22 protein-coding genes and 1 pseudogene are annotated in these 22,560 nt (G+C 41.3%); 1 reads left to right on the forward strand and 22 read right to left on the reverse strand.

The window, feature by feature from the left end:
- Nucleotides 1-17: 17 nt before the first annotated feature.
- The 4 genes from NPA43_RS11725 to NPA43_RS11740 all read right to left on the reverse strand — a co-directional run bounded on the left by NPA43_RS11725 (nt 18) and on the right by NPA43_RS11740 (nt 5,205).
- A complete protein-coding gene (locus NPA43_RS11725; protein WP_099727706.1) occupies nt 18-1,358 on the reverse strand; it encodes a sugar porter family MFS transporter in 1,341 nt (446 codons plus the stop codon).
- Nucleotides 1,359-1,442: 84 nt separating this feature from the next.
- A complete protein-coding gene (gene araA / locus NPA43_RS11730; RefSeq protein ID WP_099727707.1) occupies nt 1,443-2,864 on the reverse strand; it encodes an L-arabinose isomerase in 1,422 nt (473 codons plus the stop codon).
- Nucleotides 2,865-2,881: 17 nt separating this feature from the next.
- On the reverse strand, nt 2,882-3,586 hold the full coding sequence (locus tag NPA43_RS11735) for an L-ribulose-5-phosphate 4-epimerase (RefSeq protein WP_099727708.1): 705 nt from the start codon (nt 3,584-3,586) through the stop codon (nt 2,882-2,884).
- Entirely contained in the window at nt 3,580-5,205 is a 1,626-nt protein-coding gene (locus NPA43_RS11740) for a xylulokinase (protein WP_230030427.1), read from the reverse strand. The genes NPA43_RS11735 and NPA43_RS11740 overlap by 7 nt, the downstream gene beginning before the upstream one ends.
- Before the next feature lie 273 nt (nt 5,206-5,478).
- Here NPA43_RS11740 and NPA43_RS11745 point away from each other — a divergent pair, with 273 nt between their 5' ends.
- Nucleotides 5,479-6,579 carry a GntR family transcriptional regulator gene (locus NPA43_RS11745; RefSeq protein WP_099727710.1) on the forward strand — a complete coding sequence of 367 codons (1,101 nt, stop codon included), beginning with the start codon at nt 5,479-5,481 and terminating at the stop codon, nt 6,577-6,579.
- A 35-nt stretch (nt 6,580-6,614) separates the two neighbouring features.
- On the opposite strand, the gene NPA43_RS11750 is transcribed toward NPA43_RS11745, so the two are convergent.
- The 18 genes and pseudogenes from NPA43_RS11750 to NPA43_RS11835 all read right to left on the reverse strand — a co-directional run bounded on the left by NPA43_RS11750 (nt 6,615) and on the right by NPA43_RS11835 (nt 22,329).
- Nucleotides 6,615-7,340, reverse strand: a complete 726-nt coding sequence (locus NPA43_RS11750; protein WP_099727711.1) for a DsbA family oxidoreductase — start codon at nt 7,338-7,340, stop codon at nt 6,615-6,617.
- A 150-nt stretch (nt 7,341-7,490) separates the two neighbouring features.
- Nucleotides 7,491-8,048 carry a 6-phospho-3-hexuloisomerase gene (gene hxlB / locus NPA43_RS11755; protein ID WP_099727712.1) on the reverse strand — a complete coding sequence of 186 codons (558 nt, stop codon included), beginning with the start codon at nt 8,046-8,048 and terminating at the stop codon, nt 7,491-7,493.
- Nucleotides 8,045-8,677, reverse strand: a complete 633-nt coding sequence (hxlA, locus tag NPA43_RS11760) for a 3-hexulose-6-phosphate synthase (RefSeq protein WP_099727713.1) — start codon at nt 8,675-8,677, stop codon at nt 8,045-8,047. The genes hxlB and hxlA overlap by 4 nt, the downstream gene beginning before the upstream one ends.
- 303 nt (nt 8,678-8,980) lie before the next feature.
- Nucleotides 8,981-9,337: a transcriptional activator HxlR gene (locus NPA43_RS11765; RefSeq protein WP_029708013.1), complete on the reverse strand. Its 357-nt coding sequence runs from the start codon at nt 9,335-9,337 to the stop codon at nt 8,981-8,983.
- A 75-nt stretch (nt 9,338-9,412) separates the two neighbouring features.
- On the reverse strand, nt 9,413-10,282 hold the full coding sequence (locus NPA43_RS11770) for an alpha/beta hydrolase (protein ID WP_099727714.1): 870 nt from the start codon (nt 10,280-10,282) through the stop codon (nt 9,413-9,415).
- Nucleotides 10,283-10,361: 79 nt separating this feature from the next.
- Nucleotides 10,362-10,511, reverse strand: a complete 150-nt coding sequence (locus tag NPA43_RS11775; RefSeq protein WP_249705029.1) for a hypothetical protein — start codon at nt 10,509-10,511, stop codon at nt 10,362-10,364.
- Between the two features lie 19 nt (nt 10,512-10,530).
- Entirely contained in the window at nt 10,531-10,878 is a 348-nt protein-coding gene (locus NPA43_RS11780) for a YxiJ family protein (RefSeq protein ID WP_099727715.1), read from the reverse strand.
- 191 nt (nt 10,879-11,069) lie between these two features.
- A complete protein-coding gene (locus NPA43_RS11785; RefSeq protein WP_099727716.1) occupies nt 11,070-11,540 on the reverse strand; it encodes a hypothetical protein in 471 nt (156 codons plus the stop codon).
- 85 nt (nt 11,541-11,625) lie between these two features.
- Nucleotides 11,626-12,249 carry a hypothetical protein gene (locus NPA43_RS11790; RefSeq protein ID WP_099727717.1) on the reverse strand — a complete coding sequence of 208 codons (624 nt, stop codon included), beginning with the start codon at nt 12,247-12,249 and terminating at the stop codon, nt 11,626-11,628.
- Nucleotides 12,250-12,360: 111 nt separating this feature from the next.
- Nucleotides 12,361-13,170, reverse strand: a complete 810-nt coding sequence (gene blaBPU, locus NPA43_RS11795) for a BPU family class D beta-lactamase (protein ID WP_180275523.1) — start codon at nt 13,168-13,170, stop codon at nt 12,361-12,363.
- A 103-nt stretch (nt 13,171-13,273) separates the two neighbouring features.
- Entirely contained in the window at nt 13,274-14,437 is a 1,164-nt protein-coding gene (locus tag NPA43_RS11800; protein WP_099727719.1) for an acyl-CoA dehydrogenase family protein, read from the reverse strand.
- Nucleotides 14,438-14,719: 282 nt separating this feature from the next.
- The gene (locus tag NPA43_RS11805) at nt 14,720-15,550 is read right to left on the reverse strand and encodes a manganese catalase (RefSeq protein WP_099727804.1); all 831 of its coding nucleotides are present in this window, start codon (nt 15,548-15,550) and stop codon (nt 14,720-14,722) included.
- Between the two features lie 122 nt (nt 15,551-15,672).
- Nucleotides 15,673-16,716, reverse strand: coding sequence for a 2,3-butanediol dehydrogenase (locus tag NPA43_RS11810; RefSeq protein WP_099727720.1), 1,044 nt, complete (start codon nt 16,714-16,716; stop codon nt 15,673-15,675).
- Between the two features lie 70 nt (nt 16,717-16,786).
- A complete protein-coding gene (locus NPA43_RS11815) occupies nt 16,787-18,007 on the reverse strand; it encodes an MFS transporter (protein ID WP_327925167.1) in 1,221 nt (406 codons plus the stop codon).
- A gap of 374 nt (nt 18,008-18,381) precedes the next feature.
- Nucleotides 18,382-19,131: a glucose 1-dehydrogenase gene (locus tag NPA43_RS11820; RefSeq protein ID WP_249705025.1), complete on the reverse strand. Its 750-nt coding sequence runs from the start codon at nt 19,129-19,131 to the stop codon at nt 18,382-18,384.
- 304 nt (nt 19,132-19,435) lie between these two features.
- The gene (locus NPA43_RS11825) at nt 19,436-20,593 is read right to left on the reverse strand and encodes an iron-containing alcohol dehydrogenase (RefSeq protein ID WP_256498838.1); all 1,158 of its coding nucleotides are present in this window, start codon (nt 20,591-20,593) and stop codon (nt 19,436-19,438) included.
- Nucleotides 20,593-21,572 (reverse strand): annotated as a pseudogene (locus tag NPA43_RS11830) (amino acid carrier protein); the annotation flags it as partial. The gene NPA43_RS11825 and the pseudogene NPA43_RS11830, both read right to left, overlap by 1 nt.
- Nucleotides 21,550-22,329 carry an ABC transporter ATP-binding protein gene (locus tag NPA43_RS11835; RefSeq protein ID WP_371930211.1) on the reverse strand — a complete coding sequence of 260 codons (780 nt, stop codon included), beginning with the start codon at nt 22,327-22,329 and terminating at the stop codon, nt 21,550-21,552. The gene NPA43_RS11835 and the pseudogene NPA43_RS11830, both read right to left, overlap by 23 nt.
- Between the last annotated feature and the right edge of the window lie 231 nt (nt 22,330-22,560).

Raw genomic sequence — 22,560 nt, forward strand, 5'->3', positions numbered from 1 at the left:
GGGATAGATGGTTTTCTTTATACACGTGCCGCCATATCGGTTTCGATTTGCTCTAAGCTTCTTCCTTTTGTTTCGACTAAAACAAAGCGGGTGAACAATAGTCCGATTAAGCAGATAACCCCAAATGAAGAGAAGATGACCCCAAAGCTGAATTGATCAGCCAAGATGGGGAAAACGAGTCCGACTGCTAACGACCCCGTCCAGTTAAAGGCAGATGAAATACCTGCTCCAATGCCCCTGACAGAGAGCGGAAAGATTTCGCCGATGATGATCCAAGTGATCGGCGCCCAAGAGAAGGCATAGCACAAAATAAAGCAGCAAAGTGAAATCAATGTGACCCAGTTTAAAATCCCTTCACTGACTCCGAGTGCACCTAATGCCGCTGGTGCAAAGAAGGAAAGTGCCATTCCTGTTCCCCCTACTGTAAGGATCGTTCGGCGGTCAAACCGATCGACAAATTGCAAAAAGATAACAGTTGTCACAACGAAAATGACACCAACGATGACTGTAAAACCCGCTGCGACCTGCGGAGCAAGACCGACATTTCTAGCGATACTCGTTGCATAATACACAATGGAGTTGGCCCCCTGTATTTGCTGAAGGGTGGCCATCCCAACCCCAATGAAGAGTGCCATTCGGAATTTCTTTTGGAACAATTGACGAATACCTGAGCGTTCTTCTTTTGCGACTTCTAAAATTTCCTGCATTTCTGCTTCGATTTCTTCACGGGAAGAGCGCAGTGACCCTAATACTTCCCGTGCTTTATGAGCCATTCCGTGTTTAATTAAATATCTCGGAGATTCAGGAAGTTTGAGCATGCCAATATAAAGCACGATGGCAAATAAAGCGGCACTTCCCAGCATCCAACGCCAGCTGTCTGGGATGGGCTCAAACACAAACGCGACAATATAGCTGAGCAATAGTCCGCTCACAATCATGAGCTGATTGAGCCCAGACAATTTCCCGCGGATTTTAGCAGGAGCGATTTCAGACATGTAAGCCGGCACCAAAGATGAGGCTGTTCCTACTGCTGTCCCTAAAAAGATACGAGCAATGGTTAATGAAATCTCTTCTGGTGCGATAGCTGATCCGATAGCTCCGACAAAAAAGATGATCGATGAGACCAAAATGAGCTTTCTGCGGCCGAACTTATCCCCCATAAGACCGCTTAAAATCGAACCAATGATTGCCCCGCCCATTAATGAAGAGACGACGATCCCAAGCCATAATGGACTGAGCTGAAATTCTTCCTGAATATGTCCTTCCGCCCCTGCAATAATGCCAATATCATATCCGAATAAGATTCCTGCAAAGGACCCGAAAAAGAAGATAAATTTACTTGACACTTTTTTCTCCAAGTGGATAACCCCCTCACTTAATAAACCGCTTTCATTTCACCCAATGATTCTACTGTAAACAGCAGAATCTATTTCACCCTTCATTTATAAAACCACATATTCTGCATTCACAAGCTTTGCAAAATGAACAATTTGATCAACCGTTAAATTGAGAGACACGACTGTATGATGACCGCCGCCTTGTTCGATCCATGCTTTGACTCCGTCCTGAAAGTTCGGCTTGATTTTCCAGAGCACACGGGCAACTGGTAAATGAGGTGCTGCTTCCTGCGGTTCAAAGGCCTCAACTTCTTGAATCAGCCATTTGAAATGCGTTCCAAAATCAGCGATGGAGACAACAACGCCCTCCCCTGCTTTTCCATCAAACACAAGACGCGCTGGATCTTCCCGATTTCCAATGCCAAGTGGAGACACGACAATGACGGGTTTCGTATTTGCAAGTGCTGGATCTACTTCTAACATATGAGATTGCAGCACCGCTTCCTGCCCAGAGGTCATTTCATACGTGTAGTCCTCCATAAAACCAGTTGCTTGATGATGACTCATCACCTTTAATAAACGGTCCAGTGCGGCAGTTTTCCAATCGCCTTCACCAGCAAAGCCATATCCCTTTGCCATCAGCCGCTGAACCGCAAGTCCAGGCAGCTGCTTCATGCCATGTAAATCCTCAAAGTTTGTCGTAAAGGCATTGTAGCCGCCTTCATCTAAGAAACGTTTGATGGCGATTTCATAGCGCGCTTGCACCTTTACACTTCTTTCCCATTCTTCAACCGAATAACTCCCATAATGAACGTCATATTGCGTCAAATAATCAGCAAATAGTGCATCCACTTCTGCTTCTTCCACTCTGTTTACATATTCGACGAGATCACCTATCCCAAAGTAATCAACAGTCCAGCCTAGTTGGATCTGAGCTTCAATTTTATCTCCTTCTGTCACAGCAACATGGCGCATATTGTCACCAAACCGAGCCACTTTGATGTGAAAGCTCTCTTGGTAGGCAGCAGCGACGTCCATCCAATCAGCGATTTGCTGCTTCACCTCTGGTTTAGACCAATGACCGGCGACAATTTGGTTCTGTTTATTTAAGCGTGCATTGATATAGCCATACTCTCTGTCTCCATGTGCAGATTGATGGAGATTCATATAGTCCATATCAATCGTGTCCCATGGAATCTTTTCATAATATTGAGTGACGAGATGCAGGAGAGGCTTTTGCAAAAGAGACGTACCGCGTATCCACATTTTTGCTGGAGAAAATGTGTGCATCCAAGTCATCACACCGATCACCTCATCACGATAGTTGATCTCTTTCATCAGCTGTGTGATTTGATCCGCGCTGACAGCCAGCTCCTGCAATATAATTGGATAAGGTAGTAAACCGCTCTCATTTAAGGCATCCGTTATCTTCTGTGCATCTGCCTTTACTTGCTGCAGTGCTTCATCTCCATATAAGTGCTGTGACCCGACGACAAACCAACATTCTTTTTTCTGACTTGTTAACATAGAAATCCCTCTTTTCTTTATCTTGAAGGTTTTTGTCCATAATACGCATGCGCACCATGTTTTCTTAAGTAGTGTTTATCCAAAATTCGCTGCGGAAGAGGCTCCGCATATTCGTTCAATTGCTTTGCAAACAGATTCATTTTGGCTACTTCGTCTAAAACCACACTGTTCGTTACCGCACTTTTTGCATCTTTCCCCCATGTAAATGGACCATGACCTTGAAGCAAAACACCAGGTACCGCCATCACATCTATCTTTCTTTTCTCAAATGTTTCAATGATCAGCCGGCCCGTTTCCACCTCATATCCGCGATTTACTTCTTCTTCTGTGAGAAATCGAGCGCACGGAACAGGGCCGTAAAATGTATCCGCGTGAGTCGTGCCCATTGCTGGTAAATCGAGACCAGCTTGCGCCCATACGGTTGCCCACATGGAATGGCTATGTGAAATACCGCCAATTTCCTCATAGTGTTTGTAAAGAACAGCATGTGTGGCTGTATCTGAAGAAGGACTGAACTCCCCTTCCACTACTTGCCCGTCAAAGTCGACAACGACCATGTCTTCCGCTGATAGTTGGTCATACTCTATGCCGCTCGGCTTAATGACAAACAAACCGCTGTCACGATCGCACGCACTGACATTGCCCCATGTAAATTTCACAAGTCCGTATTTTGGCAGATCTAAATTCGCGTGAAACACTTCTTCTTTTAACCGCTCTAACATACCGTTGTCACTCCTTTCTTTGGCGTCAGATGTGCTACTGCGGCTTCTTCAATCGGGAGTCCCCCTTGATAGCGCTTTAAAAATTCCTCAAAGCCTTTGACATCGAGCGGATCGGGCTCGACCAGCTCTTCTGTTGTGCTTGCAAACACTTGATGTGTTAGAAAATCAGCCAACGTTTGCTGCTGATGATTGACCATATATGAAGCAAGGACAGCCATCCCAAACGCACCGCCTTCTCCGGCTGTTGAAACGACTGATACAGGTGTATCAAGCGCAGCAGCAACCATTTTTTGACCAACGAGCGGTGTTTTAAATAAACCACCATGTCCTAGTAAACGATCAATCACAACATGCTCATGTTCTTTTAAGCGGTCCATCCCTATTTTCATTGCACCAAATGCAGAGAAAAGGTGGGTACGCATGAAATTAGCGAGGTTAAAGCGGCTTTCAGCGGCCCTGACAAAAAGAGGCCTTCCTTCTGGCAATCTTGTAATATTTTCACCAGAATAATAGCCGTAGCTTAAGAGTCCGCCGCCATCACGGTCTGCTTCTAAGGCTTGCTGTAATAAGACTCCGTATAACCTTTCTGACTCCACTGGCTGGCCCATTGCTTCAAATGCTTCACGAAATATATTCATCCAAGCGTTTAGGTCACTTGTACAGTTATTCGCATGAACCATTGCTACTGGCAGTCCGTCTGGTGTCGTGACCATATCCACTTCTGGATACACACCTGTCAGATGCTGCTCTAACACAATCATGGCAAAAACAGAGGTCCCAACTGAAATATTTCCTGTTCGCCTTTCCACGCTGTTTGTCGCCACCATCCCCGTTCCCGCATCGCCTTCTGGCGGGCAAAATGGAATACCTGGCTGCAAATGTTTGCCTTGATCTAAAATAGCTGCTCCTGCTACCGTTAACATGCCAGCCTCCTCGCCTGCTAAATAAACACGTGGCAGAAGGTGACGTAGATTCCACGGATAGCCTTTTTCTGCGATCAAGTCTTCAAATTGATGGAGCATTACTTCATTGTAATCCTTCGTTTGTTCATCGATTGGAAACATGCCTGACGCATCCCCAATGCCAATGGCCTGCTTTCCTGTTAACAGCCAGTGAATGTAACCTGATAGGGTGGTCATATATTCTAAGCGGGAAAGATGTTTTTCCTCTTCTAATATGGCTTGATACAAATGGGCAATGCTCCATCTTTCTGGAATATGAAATTGGAAGACATCCGTCAGTTTTTGACTCGCCTCAATGGTTGTTGCATTCCGCCATGTGCGGAACGGAACGAGGACCTCTCCTGTATGATCACATGCCACATAGCCATGCATCATCGCTGATACCCCAATTGAGCCAATGGTTTGAATGGTCACGCCATACCTTTGCTCGACTTGCTCTTTCATCTCTCGGTACGCTACTTGAAGACCTGTAATGATATCGATTAAGTTGTACGTCCAAATTCCTTCCTGGAGAGAACTTTCCCATTCAAATGTCCCTTGGGCAATTGGCTGAAACGCTTCATCTATTAAAATGGCTTTAATTCGTGTTGAACCAAATTCAATCCCTAAAGATGTCCGTCCTTCTTTTAAGGCTTTGATCGTCTCTTCATGATTCATTCTGCGTTCACCTCCATTGTTGATAGCGGTTTCAATTTTAATTTTCTAGATTCATTGATTCTCTGTGCACATTCACAATATAATATTTGTACGTACATATGTCAATATTAAATATAGTTGTACATACACAACGTGACAAAAACCTGCACTTTTCTAAAGCTGAGACGACAGAAAGGGAAAGCGCCTGTTTTTGATTCGACAACCATGTTAAAATATGTCCATACAATTTCTTCTCAATCCGAGTAGATGATCAACTGAGAAAGAAGTGAAACGATGAAAAAGAAGTACCAGATCATTATCGATGATATAAAAAGCAAAATACTTACAGGGGATTACCGGATCGGGGAACGTATTCCAACTGAATCAAGCCTGCAGGAGATGTATCAAGTGAGCAGGCATACGGTTCGAAAGGCCATCTTAGAATTGTCGAGCGAAGGATTTTTGCGAAGTGAGAAGGGTTCAGGCACATTTGTGACCAATCAATATCAAACAAAGCCTGCCGGACATGCGCATATGAAAACGATTGGGGTTATCACGACATACATATCCGATTACATTTTCCCTTCCATCATTCGAGGCATTGAAAGCCGATTAAACGAAGAGAACTATTCTTTGTTACTGGCGAGTACGAATAATGATGTAGAACAGGAGAAAAAAGCGCTAGAAATGATGCTGTCCTTTGGTGTGGACGGACTCATTGTCGAGCCGACGAAAAGTAATTTATATAATCCGAACATCTCGTACTACCTATCTTTTAAAGAACAGGATGTACCGCTCATTATGATCAATGCCTATTATGAGCAGTTAGAGGTTCCTTTTCTCTGTTTGGATGATGTCAAGTCCAGCTATCTAGCCACAAAAGAGCTGATCACGTCTGGACATAAGCAAATCGGGCTGATTTCAAAGACAGATGATTTACAGGGGAAATACCGGATGAAAGGTTATATTCAGGCACTTGGAGAAGCCAAGCTGAATTTCCTGCCTGAGCATGTGCTCTTTTTCGATACAGAATCGAAGCAGCATTTGGGGGATCATATCAAAACATTCTTAATCGCGCACCAGCATGAGCTGACCGCCCTCGTTTGCTATAACGATGAGGTTGGGTTAGAAGTGGCTAATGTATGCAGCGAAATCGGGCTATCCATTCCTGGTGATCTCTCGATTATTGGACAGGATAATTCGTACATTGCTCAAAAAAATGCCCATGTGAAGCTGACAACACTGACACATCCTCAGGAGCAAATGGGCCGAGATGCAGCAGACTGGATGATTAAAAAAGTACAAGAAAAAAAGAATCTGCCTGATCAAACCTTTTATGAGCCTGAACTCGTTCCTGGTGAAACGATCAAACAAATGAAGGCAAGAAAAAAATGAGCCCTATCCTTCAAGAAGGCTCATTTTTTATAGATTTAGTCTTCTTTTTTTAGAGAAGGCACGGCACACACACCATCTGCACATGCTGCTTCAAATGAAGGGTCATCAGCTTTCTCAGCTTGAGCTGCTTCTTCTGTCCAAGCCGTTTCAAGTGCACGAAGGAAGGTATCGGCTGGCTGTGCACCTGCAACCGAATATTTGTCATTTATTAAGAAAAAAGGAACAGCAGAAATTCCGAGCTGTCTCGCTTCTTTTTCGTCTTTTCGTACATCATCAGCAAACGTTTGCTCATCTAAGACTTTCTGGACTTCTTTTTGATCAAGACCTGCTTTTTCTGCTATATCTAAAAGGGTTTTACGATCACCCACATGCTTTCCATCTGTAAAATACGCTTGAAACAGCTCTCCCATCACAAGATCGCCTTTTCCCATTTGACCAGCATATTGCGCCAATCGATGGGCATCAAATGTGTTTGTTAAAACGAGCGGATCAAATTGAAAATCGATTCCTTTCTCCTTGCCGGCTTGCTTCACCTGCTCATTCATCGCCATTGCCTGGCTGCGGCTCATTCCATATTTTTTGACGAGCATATCATGTACATCATAATCGACTTCAACAGGTGCATGTGGATCGAGCTCAAAACTTTTAAACTCTACTTCTATCTGTTCCTTCTGCGGAAATTGCTCAAGCGCTGTTTCTAGCTGTTTTTTTCCTATATAACAAAAAGGACAGGCGATATCTGACCATATTTGTACTTTCATCTTCATCTTCCTTCCACTGCTTACGTTTTTTCTTTAAAGATGTAACTATTATAGTTACATTAAATCACTTATGTCAAGCCACATTCATTTTGTTCTACATTTATAAGAAAAACGCCTTTCCTTCTAATAGAGGAAAGGCTTTAAAAGTCACTATTCTAAATTTGCATGGTGTCCGTACATTGTATGTGTGTCGAGCTCTTTCATTTCCATTAACCGCAAAATGACCGCATCGTACATCAGAAGCAACGATTGCTCAAATAGCGAGCCCATCGGCTGAATGGTATGATGGCTTCCTTCATGTTGATCCTTCGGCGCACCTGAGAGTAAGATGACTTCATCGGATAGATCAGCCATCGGTGATTCAGCTGAAAGCGTGAAAGACGCAACTCTTCCGCCAATCGCCCTTGCCTTTTTTGTGAGCACAAGCAATGTCTCTGTTCGACCAGAGCCAGTTCCGACAATCAAGAGATCCTCTTTTGTAAAGGAAGGCGTATTCGTTTCGCCGATGACATAGGCACGGATGCCAATATGAGTGAGTCTCATGGCAAATGATTTCCCCATCAAACCGGACCTGCCTGCCCCTGCCACAAAGACCTTTCGTGCAGCTAAAATGCTTGTGACAAGCCGATCTGCTTGTTCGTCTTGAATGGCTGACGAGGACTCAGAAAGCTCACTCAAAATGGCTTTCACATAGTCACTTGTGTTCATGATTGCCAGATCAACTGCTTCATTTGTGCAGCCACTTCTGCTTTATTGTCCTGGCTTGCGATACCGCCGCCGACAATGATCAAATCAGGGTTTAATTTCACGACTTCAGATAAAGTATCAAGCTTAATACCGCCTGCAATCGCTGTTTTCGCCTGTTTGACGACTTGTTTAATGGTCATGAGGTCAGCAAATGAGTTTTGACCAACCGCTTGCAGGTCATAGCCTGTGTGCACACAAATATAATCTACTCCAAGCTCATCCAGCTCTTTTGCACGGCCTGCGATATCTTTAATGCCAATCATATCGACTAAAATTTCTTTGCCTCTTGCTTTCGCTTCTTTCACCGCTCCTTGAATGGACATATCTTCTGCCGCTGCAAGAATGGTGACGATATCCGCTCCAGCTTCGGATGCCTGCTGCACTTCATAACCGGCAGCATCCATGATTTTCAGGTCAGCGAGTACACGTAAATTCGGAAACGCCTGTTTGACTTCTTTTACAGCACGCAAGCCTTCATTGATCACAACAGGTGTCCCAATTTCGACCACATCAATGGATGCTTCTACTTCTTTGATCAGCTCAATCGCTTCCGGTATATTCACTAAATCTAATGCTAATTGTAATTTCATCAACTTTCACTCCCGTTTTTTCATCTCATCTTCAAGAGCTCCGCGGATGGTGCTTCTTGAACGATGAAATGAGTATAACAACAGGATTGAAGCAATCCAAGTACGCACTTTTTTTTTACATACTATACTTTTTTGCATATGGTTACAAAAAAGATACTGTCTTTCGGCCAGTATCTCAGCTGTCACATTCGCTCCGCTCCAGTACTCGTCCTTCCTAGACTGCAAAGGTTTTCTATCACGCTGAAAAGAAGACAAAGGGCTAAAATAAAGTTCATTTTAGCCCTTTGTCTATCGTAGGTATTTCTATTTATCATCCTTTAAAAAATTGCTGTCGAGATATTGTTTTCCCCAATCATACATCGCCTCTAAAATCGGCATTAAGCTTTCTCCTAGTTCTGTGAGAGAATACTCAACCTTTGGAGGAACGACAGGATAAACCTCCCGATGCACAATGTGATCTTCCTCTAATTCTCTTAGCTGATTGACAAGCATTCTTTGCGTAATCCCAGGCATTAACGACTTTAGCTCACCAAATCGTTTTGTCCCTTCTCTGCCAAGGTGCCATAAAATCAGCATTTTCCACTTACCGCCGATAATATTCAGCGTCAGCTCTTTTTCGCAATTGAACACTTTATTTTCCATACGTGATGACAACAACATACACTCCTTTGATTACAAACCATTTACGCATTATCATATACTGCGGCAAAAGGAATGCCTAGCATACGGTCTTCGTTATTGATTTTGTTTTTTGACAAAAGCCATTACAGTTCTTGTCATATCTTGCGCTTCTTTTGGCGCCCTGTCTGATCCAAACCATTTATTCAAGTCACTGTGGCTCAGCGAATGAACCCGAAAAACAAACCGAGCGCCTTTATCATGATTCAGTTTTTCAGCAAATCGGTACACCTCTGGATTTTCCCAGCCTGTGACCAAAAAAACAGGCGGTACATTCGCTTGATTCATATAAGTGACAGGTGATGCCTTTGTCCAGTTCTTCTCTTGTTTGCCAAATACTTTTTTATACGATGGAATGGCTTGTATAAATTGATTGAGGTTTAAAGGACCATCTAAAATCACGATGGAATTGATCGTTTTTGGCGACAGCCCCACACGTTTTAAGTAGGTCGAATCTGTGGCAACCAATGCCGTCAAATGACCGCCCGCTGAGTGACCCATGACATTAATTTTTGATGAATCGATTTGATATTCATCCGCATGATCCTTGACCCATTTAATAGCGTTTGCCGTATCATCTGCCATCTGCTCATAGTTGGCATTAGGGTGAAGCCTGTAATTCATTGAAACAAACACATACCCTTGACCTGTAAAATAATCAGCCTTTGAAGCGACTCTATTCTTATCGCCGCCTGTCCATCCGCCGCCATGGAGATAGATCATCACTGGATGCTTCTTCTTTTTGTCTTCATCTTTGCCCTTCGGCATATACATATCGAGTGTTTGCTGTTTGTTTTGTGTGTCTGCATAATGGATGTTTGTCGTCGGCTTAGGCTGGTTTAAACGGAACACAAAGAATGCGCAAACCAATAAGCCAGCGATGACCGCCGCAAATAAGAGCCATTTCAAGATTCGATTCAATGTCATTGCACCTTTCTATGTTGGGATGGGGAAGTATGAGTAGCAGATATGTAGGGAAACTAGCAAGATTCATTCGATACTAAATTCATATGGGATGTGCACGAGCAAAACAATTGGTCAAGTCGTCATATTCATTATACTCCTTAAAGTAGTGAAATTCATTGATTTGCTTTAGATGGTTGATATCGAAATCAGGGAATTGCTTCTGGATTTTTTCATCTAAAAACCATGTCATTGTTTGTCCTCCAAGAGAATTATTGTATAAATGCAATGATTCGTTTTCTTGTTTCTTCATGGTACTGGATATAGGAATGTAATAAAGGATACGATTCAAGGATATGTTGATATGTTTTGATTTGTGGATATTGCTCTTCAAATGACTGACGTAGCACGTTTAACTGTTTTTTTGGTATTCGTTTATTATCGATCACATAACTTAAGCTGCCTGTCACAAGTGTGAAAAACATATAAAAATCTCCGGAGTACATTCTGGTTTCTTCCTCAAAAGAGGCGATATCATCTGGATAAGCGGAATGAAATAAGTATTGATAGCGCTGCTTCAAATCATTGATTAAGCCTTGTTTATCTTGGCTGAACTTCATGGATCTTTCCCCTTTCTCTCATTGTTTTTAAATTCTCATCTAGACTTTTATGTTAAATAGAAAATTTGCATTTACATCAAATTCTTCAAGTAGTTCATTGTTCAAGTGCCATATCTCATGAGGATGGTAGCTACATTCGCCCCATCTTTCTAAACTACTAAACATCTCATTCAATCTCCTAACGAATCATGTCACGGAGTTTGTAAATATTCTTCAAATGAAATAAAGTCCGCTTTTTTTCGAAATTCACTTAAGATTTTCTGATCTCCTGTAAAAATAATATCTGTCGAATCAAAAAAACCGATTTCAAACACAGCTTGAGGAATAACGGGTGTATAATTTACGTTCCAATATTGTTCATTATCTTCAATTTGAGGTATTGAGTTGATATTCAAATGATGTACATGACGAGGCAATGCGGTCAAAACAGCGAATATAAATGAATAACAATAGTCTTTTAAGAATTTTTTGAAATGTTCACCCTTTAGAAATAAAAAATCCGTATAATCCGGCATTACTTCTGAATGGAATTGATTTTGTCGATCATGAAGCATTGTGAGTGTCACATCGCTTATGACCCAGTTATACTCTTCTACGTTTAAATTGATTTTCTTTATTAATTCATTTGCTTGAAATAAATCTTCAGCTAATACGATTCTCATATACTTTCTCCATCTCATGAAATGATAAATTTTAAAAATAGTGTAAATTCCCATAAATATGTGTTACCTTCTTCAGTAAAAATCTTCACTCTAAGTCGGAATAATTAGATTGAAATTGAGAGAAATATCCATTAGATAATTTCTCTTGATTAAATAACAGTTCTAACCAATTTGCTAAAACAGGGTGATCCAGTGGCTTCCATCCTTCTTCTAATAAAATATTTTGGGGACAATCTTTTTTTGATACCATACCTATTATACAAATTTCCATATCTCTATCTGCCCAAATCGCCCACTGCAAAGAACGGGATAACCAAACCACAATGTTTGAGTTCGTAATTATATTATCAGCTATAGAACCTTTTGGGTTCGTCCATAGTGCATTTACATAATCCTCACCTGAAATGCTCACACTCGCTTTCAGCCAATTGTAATAACCAAACTCCTTCAAATAGTAATCAACTGGATCTGGCTTAAGGACTGCGGTCAAAAATTCTCTATCACTTGTTGAATTTAATAAATCCTTGATTGTAGGTAAAATATCATCACTTAATGCCCACTCAAACTCTTGAAACAAAAAACAATCAAAATTCTTACGGAAGACTTGTTGTGGCAGCCTTTTATTTTGATCAAATACATGATCCACTAAATCCTGATAGAACCTGTATTCTTTTTCTGAGCGAACAAATAAGTGCTCAGACTGGTTCAAGCAAAAGCCCCCTTTCTACAACACTCATGTGATTTCACTTTAATTTTCCTAAAACTAACCCATATATCATCAACTTATCAATATATCCCCTTTTTTATATAAAAAAGCACCCTAAACGGATGCTTCAATCAAATGATATTTTTTCAATATACGATAGGTGATTTCTTTTGCTTCTAGTCCGGTGCCTTCGATATTTGTGGCGAAGATGTAGGTTTTGTTTTCATGTTTGATAAAGCCTACATACCAGCCGATGCCTGAGCCAGATCCTGTTTTTCCGTATAGGGTGGCATATTTCTCTTCTTCTTGTATCATCATTCGTTTGACCGTTCTCATGACAGATAGGTCAAATGGGAGCCTTTCTTCATATAGCTGTTTGAGAAAATGGACTTGTTCTACTGGAGAAATGCGCAACGAACTGCTTAACCAAAATTGATCGATTCCGCCAGATATGTCTTCATTCCCATAATGAATGGCTTTCACCCAATGATTCATGCGTTCTTCTCCGATGTCACGTGCCATGGCTTGATAGTACCAGACGACTGAATCTCTCATGCCAGAGCCCAGTGTATGATCCTTATTCCAGTTATCAATTTCTCTTTTTATTCCGTCCCAATATTTGATGTCATATTCATCTCTCACCGCGCCTGTTTGGAGGCCGATGAGGGCATTTGCCACTTTAAATGTTGATTGTGGGGCAAAGCGCTTGTTCGCTCTTTTTTTGTTATATACCCATGGCGATTTTTCTTTTACCTCTTGAATCACAAATGTGCCTTCCCGGTCTTTCATGAATTCATCTACTGACCACGCTGGAGATGTTCCCTCACTTGATGAAGGCTGGCCGATACAAAATGCTAACAGCATGATAGTGCAAAACAGCCATTTTATATGATTTTTCTTCAAAAAAATCGCTCCTTTTCCCATGATTTATATTGATTGTAGCATGTTGGGCGATGAGACATAAGGTACGCTTGTCCTCTTTTCTACCAAATAAAAAAAGCCGGTTTCATCCGGCTTTCTGATCATATTAGCTTTCTTTTTTCTCTTCAATGGCCTGCTTCGCGATTTTGGAAATCGTCATATCGTCCATTGGCGGGTTATGAAGTCCAGCACGAATGTCTCGATAGTAACGCTGAAGCGGGCAACCAAGGCTTAAGCTTTTTGCGCCGACTAACCGCATGGCTTTATCGACAATTTGCAGACTATGATTGACGACTATATGCTTCACAGCGCCGAACTCATTGGATAAAAGCGCTCTTTTCTCTGGCTGCTCATACAATTTAGTCGTTGAATAAATGACGTGACGCGCTTGTTTTAACAGTAAATCGATTTCGCCAATGAGAGTTTGAACATTTGGCAGATCACTAATGGTTCCGCTGATGCTGTTCGGTGAATGTGTGATGGCATACTGAACAGCATAGTCTCTTGCCGCTTGCGCAATCCCTAAATAGCAGGAAGGGATATGAGCGATCCAAGGATTTAACGTACCGCCTCGAGGCCCCTTTTGTACTTCAACGAGCATGTCATCTGAGACTTCAACCTGATCCAAAATCAAATCATGGCTTTCTGTTCCTCTCATGCCAACAACATCCCACGTTTCTTCTATAGAAACACCTTTTGTATCACGATGAATTAAAAAGAAGCCGAGCGCTTCTTTTTCTTCGATCCACACACCAACTAAAAAGTATGTGAGCGCTGGTGACATCGTTGTGAAAATTTTGCGTCCATTGATCACCCATTGATCACCTGATTTAGTTGCTGTTGTCCCGGGTTTGCCCCCTCTTGTTGGACTGCCTGTCTGCGTCTCACTCACAGCCCGGTTGACAAGGGCACCCTTCTTCACTTCTTCAGCAAAAAATTGCAGCTGCTTTTCACTCCATTGTTTCTTTTCATAAATTTCGCCTACAACCCCTTGGTGCCAGCCGATCGATAAGGCAGTCGCTCCATCCATGCTGCCGAGCGTCTCTTGAAATAGAACCATATCCGTCACAGATTGACCTCCGCCTCCATATTCAACAGGCAGAGACAAGGCCGTATACCCCATTTCCACTAAGGCTTCGATATTCTTTTTGGGGAAATGAGCACCTTCATCGTGTTCTTTTGCAGTTTGTTCTATCGATTGACGAAGTGATTCCAATTGATTGAGCCATGTTTTTTGAAAGTCTGTATCAACAAATAATGCTTTAGACAAAACATTCCATCTCCTCTGTTTCTCTCTATCTATGACATGCTTATTTTTACATCAATAAAACACACTTTACTTATAGGATTTAATGCGTTAAATTTTATCAATAGTCAGTACATATGTCAAAAGAACGTGCTCCTCCTATCATCGCAGCTACTAACCCTTCAAAGATGGCAGACGCATACTCGCTTTTGCTATCTTAGAAAAAACGATTGAGCGTGCGGAAGATCTCTTTGACGATAAAAAAGTCGAACAGGCACGAGCACCTGATCGACTTTTCTCATTCATTTACTCACTTTTTTTCGGTGTGTTAAACAGTTCCTTTGGTGCCGGTTTCAGTTTTGGTGCAGAGCCGAACACGACAGGTGCAGAAATATATCTGAACTCTCCCTTTCCATCCATGCTTCGGCCATGTGCCCATCTGCCTTCCTTGCTTTCTTCCCCTCTTGAGAAGTTAAACAGATCATAGGATACTTGCTGTTTTTCTAGTGAGCGCGGGAAGGTCGTTGGTACAACAACATCGCCTTCTCTTTCCTCTAATTCTTTAATTGCCGCAATCCACATATTTTGATGATATGTATCACGAGCAATGAGAAAGGAGAGCATATCCTTAACCCCGCGGTCATCGGTCATTTCATATAGCCTTGTAACCTGAAGTCTCCCTTGTGACTCTGCATTCAAATTCGCCCGGAAATCAGCCATTAAATTTCCGCTTGCAATGATATATTTTGCATTCCACGGATATCCTTGACTATCCGCTGCCATTGCTCCTAAGCCTGCAACAATTGCATGTTGAGGGTTCATTCCCCCCATGACAGCTGCAAGTGCTGGATCACTTTGATACGCCTGTTCTTGTTCTTTGACCGGTGCTTTATCAAGTAATCGTGCAATCATCGTCGCCAGCATCTCGACATGACCAATTTCCTCTGTTCCAATGTCAAACAATAAGTCTCTATATTTTTGATCCGCTCGGCAATTAAAGCCTTGAAATAAATATTGCATCATCACGCTGATCTCTCCATATTGACCGCCTAATACCTCTTGCAATTTTTTCGCATAAAGTGGATCAGGCTTAGAGGGCTTTGCTTCATATTGCAGTTCTTTGATGTGATAAAACATGATGTCATCTCCCTTATTTAAAAACATCTTTTCAATTATCACTATTCAAATGTACCCCTCTTTATGAAAACGGACAGATCATATAAAAAAAGGGAATAGCTTATGCCATTCCCTTCGGTGTCTTATGATTCAGCACTGACTAAAATTTTCACTTGATCTTTTTCATTGATTAATGCATGGAAGCCATCCTCGATCACATCGTCCAGCTTGATTTTTTTCGTGACGAGTGTATCTGCGGAGAAATAGCCTTTTCTCATTAAGTTTAATACAGATGGGAATACGTCTCTGTAGCCGATAATTCCTTTGACTGTACGTTCTTTAATGACAATGTCATTCGGCAGAATCTCTGCGCCTTTTTCCCAAATGCTTACAATGACAGTTTCACCTGAAATTCTAGTTGATTGGATTGCTTGCTTCAATACAACAGGTACACCTGTCACTTCAAAAGAAACATCGACCCCGCCGTTTGTACGGCGTGCGATTTCTTGTACAACATCTTCATACTGAGAAGGATCAACAATGATCGCTCCAAGCTCTTTTGCTTTTTCTTGGCGTTCTTTTGATAATTCAACTGCGTAAATATCTGTAGCGCCAGCTGCTTTTAAAGCTTCAATGACAAGTAAGCCAATTGGTCCGCAGCCAAACACAGCCGCTGTATCTCCAGCTTGTACTTTACTAGAACGAACAGCATATAAAGCAACTGCAGAAGGCTCTACAAGAGCGCCTTGCTCATATGATATTTCGTCTGGTAATAAATGAAGTAATTCTTCATCGACTGATACATATTCAGAGAATCCACCGCCGCCTCCGGCAAGTCCTAAAAAGCCCATGTTTTCATCTAAGTTATAAGCACCTTGATGCCCGTGAGTCGCGAAAATAGGTTCTACAACCACTCGATCGCCTACTTTGTAATGGCTCACACCTTCTCCTACCTCAACAACCTCACCAGAAAATTCATGTCCCAGTGTAACGGGTGCCTTTTCTTTTGTCAGTGGATGAGGCTCATTCACTGGAATGAAGATAGGTCCTCCTAGATATTCATGTAAATCACTACCACAAATGCCGCACCATTTTACTTTTAGTTTCACTTTTCCTGGAGCAACTGTTGGTTCGTCAATTTCCTCTAGTCGAATGTCCTTTTGATCGTGCCAGCGTAGTGCTTTCATTTGTAAGTCTCCTTTTTTCATCAATTTAATTAACTTACTTAAATAATGATAACATAATTTTTTTAATTTTCTAAGTACGACGCACTATTTTGTTGACAGTCAATGGACGAAAAATGACAAAACATAGAAATAGACAAACAAGAAGCATAAACATACTCCCTAATATGACGGACGTTCGTATAGATAGAACATGTGCTAAAACGCCAAAGATGCCTGTCATGCCAATCGTCAGAACGGCTTCGCACAATGCATAAAAGCTTGCAACTCTCCCCATGACCTCTACCGGGATATTCGTTTGATAGAACGTCATAAAACCTGTATTGGCAAACGCTAAAAAGAATGCGAGAACAAAAAAACCAATAGCCGCTGCGGTCAATGTGCTAGAAAAAGCATAGATGAGATAGCCAAAAGTGACAAACAGACTGCCGATCGCTAGCATGATGAAAACAGGCAGCCTCTCGACAATAGCCGAATTGAGACTTGCGCCTGCAATAATTCCCGCTCCAGCCATACTGACAAGAAGTCCATATTCTGTATCAGTCAGCATCAGCACTTCTTTGGCAAAAGCTGCTTCAAGTGAGTCAATAGCAGTAGGCAGTACCGTCATGGCAGCACTAAATAACAAATACACAGCCATCACATGGCGTGACGTCAGACTAAATCGAAGAACAAGCCTCGCATCCTCTTTTAACATGGAAAGTGAAAAACTTTTTTGGCCATCATTTGTTTTTGACAATTTCGGTAAGCACATCGTCAAAAGAGCAGAGATCAAAAGGCAAATCGCATTTACATAAATTGAAAAAACAGGTGTACCGATCAGAAAAAGCAGCCCTGCTACTGCGGGTCCAAGTAAAAATCCACCCGATTGTAATAAAGAACGAATGGCATTAAACCGTTTGCGGTGACCCGCCGGAACCAGCCCTGTCATATACACCATCGACGCTGGATGAAATATTGCTTGTGCCATATGAATGACAAACACTATGGCATATACGATCAGCAAATGTCCTGAAAATAAGGCAAAGGGTATACATGCAATCAGAATCGCGCGGGTTATATCTAAACTGATCATCACATTTCGCTGATTCAGCCTATCGATCAAACTGCCAGACCAACTATTTGTCAAAAGAGCAGCGGCTGGTCTTAGCATATAGACAGCTGTTATAGCAAGCACAGAGCCTGTTTCTTGAAAAATGAGCAGATGGAGGGCAATCATATAAATCCATTCTCCTATGTTCGCAATGCCGATGGCTCCAAGTAAAATACTCATATCTCGCCAATGTTTTTTCATCATTGTCCCCCCAATTTGTCATCAAAAAAATCCCGCCCCCAAGACATTTCTGTCTTGAGGACGGGATTTACTCCGCGTTGCCACCTCAGTTCATTCATCTGTTGCCAGATGAACCTTAGCAGGTCATCATTAACCCTTCTCTGTAACGTGAGAATATCGCTACACCACCATCCGAAGGAATCCGGTGCAGAGCTAAGAGGCTTGGTTCCATAACGCTCCCCAGCTCCTTCTCAGCTCAACGGAGTTCTCTGTGTGAGGCAGCGATTATGTACTCTTCTCTATTTGCGCTTTGTTTTCTTTTTTTACACGATCTTCGGCTGAATTGTTACATATTATACTGCGGCTGAACCAAAGCGTCAATGTTTTTTTCATATTTAATCAGCATATATCATCTTTCTTGTCATGCCGCCATCAACGACTAAATCTGTGCCCGTCACAAATTGATTGTCCTCATCGGTTAAATAAAAGCAAGCCTTCACAATATCCTTTGGCGTGCCGACTCGATTGGAAAGATGCTGCTGGTGATCGATCTCTCGAAGATTCTCCTCATCCTTCGTTTCAATCCATCCAGGGGAAATGCTATTCACCGTTATGTGATCCTGACTAAAGGAAGCAGCCAGGGCATGAGTAAGCGCTGATATCCCGCCTTTTGATGCCGCATACGCTTCTGCATCAGGTTCTGACATTGTCGCGCGAGTGGATGAAATGTTCACAATCGAACCGCCTTTTTGATTCTCTTTTATATAACGTGCCGCCTCTCTTGCACATAAAAAAGCACCTCTTAGATTCGTATGTAACACATGATCAAACTCATCGACCGTTAATTCATAAGGGGATTTTGTACACATGACACCAGCATTATTGATCAGAATATCTATCGTTTTGTAACGCTCCACGGCAAACGACATTAAACTTTGAATATCCTTCTCTTGTTTTACATCCGTTTTTTTAAAATAGGCTTCATAGGACCCCTTTCTTAGCTGCTCTTCCAAATACTTGCCTTTCTCTTCATCGATATCCGCAAGCACCACACGTGCTCCTTCTTTCGCATAACCGTATGCGATTGCTTCACCAATTCCATTTGCTGCGCCGGTGATGATGACTGTTTTATGCTGAAAGTTCATCGTTTATCAAACCCTTTCTACATGAGATGTTGTCGTCTATCATACCACTTTGATGAGATAACATGTATAGACTATACCTAGTCAAATGGGACATACATGAACACCCTCCTAAATGAACACTTAGGAGGGTGGATTATTTGTGTCTCATTCTGCCGTGTCAGACTAGCCCCATAAATCATGTCGAACTTCTACATCACTATTGTCGTTTGCTTTTTATATAAAGTCTGTAAAAGACTCGTGTTTGTATTCTCTATTAGTAGAACTGATGTGTCATTCTATTATTCTCTTTTTCTGTATCGTTATTTTAAAAAGCAGTCTTTAAAATTTCTAAGTAGTCAGCTTTCGTAACGGCACGAACATTGCTTGGTGTAGAGTTGTTTTGTTCTGCTAATTCAGCCATTTTGTCAAAATCCTCTTCTTTTACATAAGATAATTCTTTTAGTGTTGGAATGCCTAAATTCTTTGTAAATGTATAGATCCCATCAATCAATTTTTGAATCGCCACATCATCTGAATCCGTTTTATCTGCAAAGCTCATCATTTTTGCAAGTTCTGCGTGTAATGACTCGTTTTCAACTGCATTAAATTGCATCACATATGGTAAAAATACAGCGTTTGCGATACCATGAGGTGTGTCATAAAGACTGCCAAGCGCTTCTGCTAAACAATGTATGGCTGCTACACCGGCTGAACCGAAACATAAGCCAGCAAGTAAACTACCTTCCTGCATTTTATATCTTGCTTCTAAATCAGCTCCGTTTTCATATGCCTTCGGTAAGTATTTCACAATTGTTTCCATTGCACTTGCACCCATTGCTTTCGAAATAGGGTTTGTTACTTTACATGTATAGCCTTCAATAGCATGCACCAATGCATCAACGCCTGTTGCGGCTGTTATGCTTTTTGGCACTGTCGCTGTAAGAGCAGGGTCTAAAATCGCAATGGTTGGTCGAAGCAAGGTATGTTTTAATGTGATTTTTTTATGTGAAGCAGCTAACGTAATGACAGATGAACGTGTCACCTCAGAGCCAGTGCCAGCCGTTGTTGGAATACAAATTAATGGCGCTATATTTGTATACGCCTTCTTTCCTGCTATATAATCTTCAGGATTGCCGCCATTTGGACCTAATAACGTAATGGCTTTTGCTGTATCCATTGGACTTCCTCCACCAATAGCAATAACCGCTGATACTTGTTCTTTTCTAAAGAGCTCTGCACCAGTTAGACATTCAGTATCTCTAGGGTTTGGAGATACTTGGTCAAATACGATAACGGAATAACCAGCTTCTTGTAAATGCGTTTCAATAGGCGTAACTAATCCTGCGTTTTTCACACCAGAGTCAGTCACAATCATAACTGTTGCACTAGGCACTACAATGTCCTCTAGTATAGATGCAATTTCTTTTGATTTACCAGTCCCCATCATCATTTTTGTATTACAAACATATTCAAAATTCATCATTATTTTTCTACTCCTTCATTTGTATTTGTTGAGTTAGTAGCTTGTTTTTCTGCTCCCCACCATTCTATTTCTATTAAACCTGGTATGGTAGAGGCATAAAAAATAGGATTTTTACCTAACATTCTTTGTCCAATGTAATCATCTAAAGCTGCAAAAGCAACTTTGCCTAGAATCGCAATCGCAATCAAGTTTACAATAGCCATAATGACCATCGACAAGTCGGCTAAAGTCCACACAACTTGTAAGTTGGCTACAGCACCAAACATCATCATGATTAATACAGTCATTCGATACACTAATAAAGCTGCTGCACTGTTATGAATAAAACCGATATTGGCTTCACCATAATAGTAGCCACCTACAATAGAGCTAAATGCAAAGTAAATATGGCAAAAGCTAAGAAAATACTAGCCCAAGAGCCGAAATGCTGCGCCATCGCAGCTTGTGTAATTTCGATACCAGATAATTCACCTGTTGTTTCTACTGTCGATAGCATAATAATAAATGCCGTACAGCTACAAACAACTAATGTATCAAAAAAAACTCCTAATAATTGAACAAATCCTTGTTTTACTGGGTGCGAAACATTGGCGGCAGCAGCGGCATTTGGGGCACTTCCCATTCCTGCTTCATTGGAAAATAACCCACGTTTTACACCGTTCATAATCGCAGCACCGATGCCGCCTCCAACGATTTGCTCTAATCCAAACGCACCTTTTATAATACTTGCTAATGCTGCGGGTACATCAGCGATATTTGTGACAATCACATAAAGTGCTAAGGCAATATAAAACGCTGACATAACTGGGACAATGACTTGTGTAAAGTTAGCAATTCTCTTTACACCACCAAAAATAATGAAAGCAGTAAGAATTGTTACAAATACCCCCATGCCAATCGGACTGATACCAAATGAATAATGAAAGGCATTTGTAATTGTATTCGTTTGCACAGCATTAAAAATTAAACAACTGCTGAGGGTGTTGATCGAATATTTTGATTTGATTTCCTTGAACTACAATTTCCTTTATCGGGTCATATTCATGTATGTATTGACGCACTCGATCTATTTCGTTTTGTCCATGTTCACATTTGATGGTGAAAATAATCTCTCTTTGATTTTCGACAAGTTCACTTAATTCACGTTGATCCCCCATAGCAATGATAGAGCCATGATCCATAATGGCCATTCTTTCGCATAAATATTCGACTTCCTCCATGTAATGACTAGTATAAATCATTGTCATTCCTTCACTATTTAGCGTTTTGACAGTTTCTAGTATATGATTTCTAGATTGGGGATCTATACCTACAGTGGGCTCATCCATGATTAATAGTTTCGGTCGATGCAAAATGGCACATCCGATATTCACTCTTCTTTTCATCCCTCCTGAGAATACTTTCACTTTATCATTCGCTCTATCTTCAAGACCGATTAACTCAAGCGTTTCTTGTACTCTGCTTTTTAACTCCTTTCCTTTGAGTCCGTACATTCTCCCCCAAAACATTAAATTTTCCTTTGCTGTCAAATGTAAATATAAAGCGATCTCTTGCGGAACAATGCCAATCAATTGCTGCGCATGTTTTGTTTCTTTGTTTAAATCTTTACCTCCAATCGTCACAGTGCCGCTTGCTGCGCGAATAAGCCCTGTCATAATGCCAATTAATGTAGATTTCCCTGCACCATTTGGTCCTAATAACCCAAACGATTCTCCTTTTTTTAACTGAAAGGACACCCCTTTTAGTACCTGTTTATTCTCATAATTTTTTTGATGTCTTTTACTATAAGCAATGATTTCTCTCCCCTATTTTTCCTATAGTCAAGCAGAATATATGGTGTGACCTTTAACTAAAGAATAATATTTCCAATTCATTCATTTTAACATGTTACAAAATGCTGGAGAATAGTACAGGTCTGTTTAAATTTGAAAACACAAAAAAACTTACAGGATCTGCTTTCCTGTAAG

The organism is Bacillus pumilus (genome assembly GCF_024498355.1).
In the GTDB taxonomy this organism is placed as follows: Bacteria; Bacillota; Bacilli; order Bacillales; family Bacillaceae; genus Bacillus; species Bacillus pumilus_P.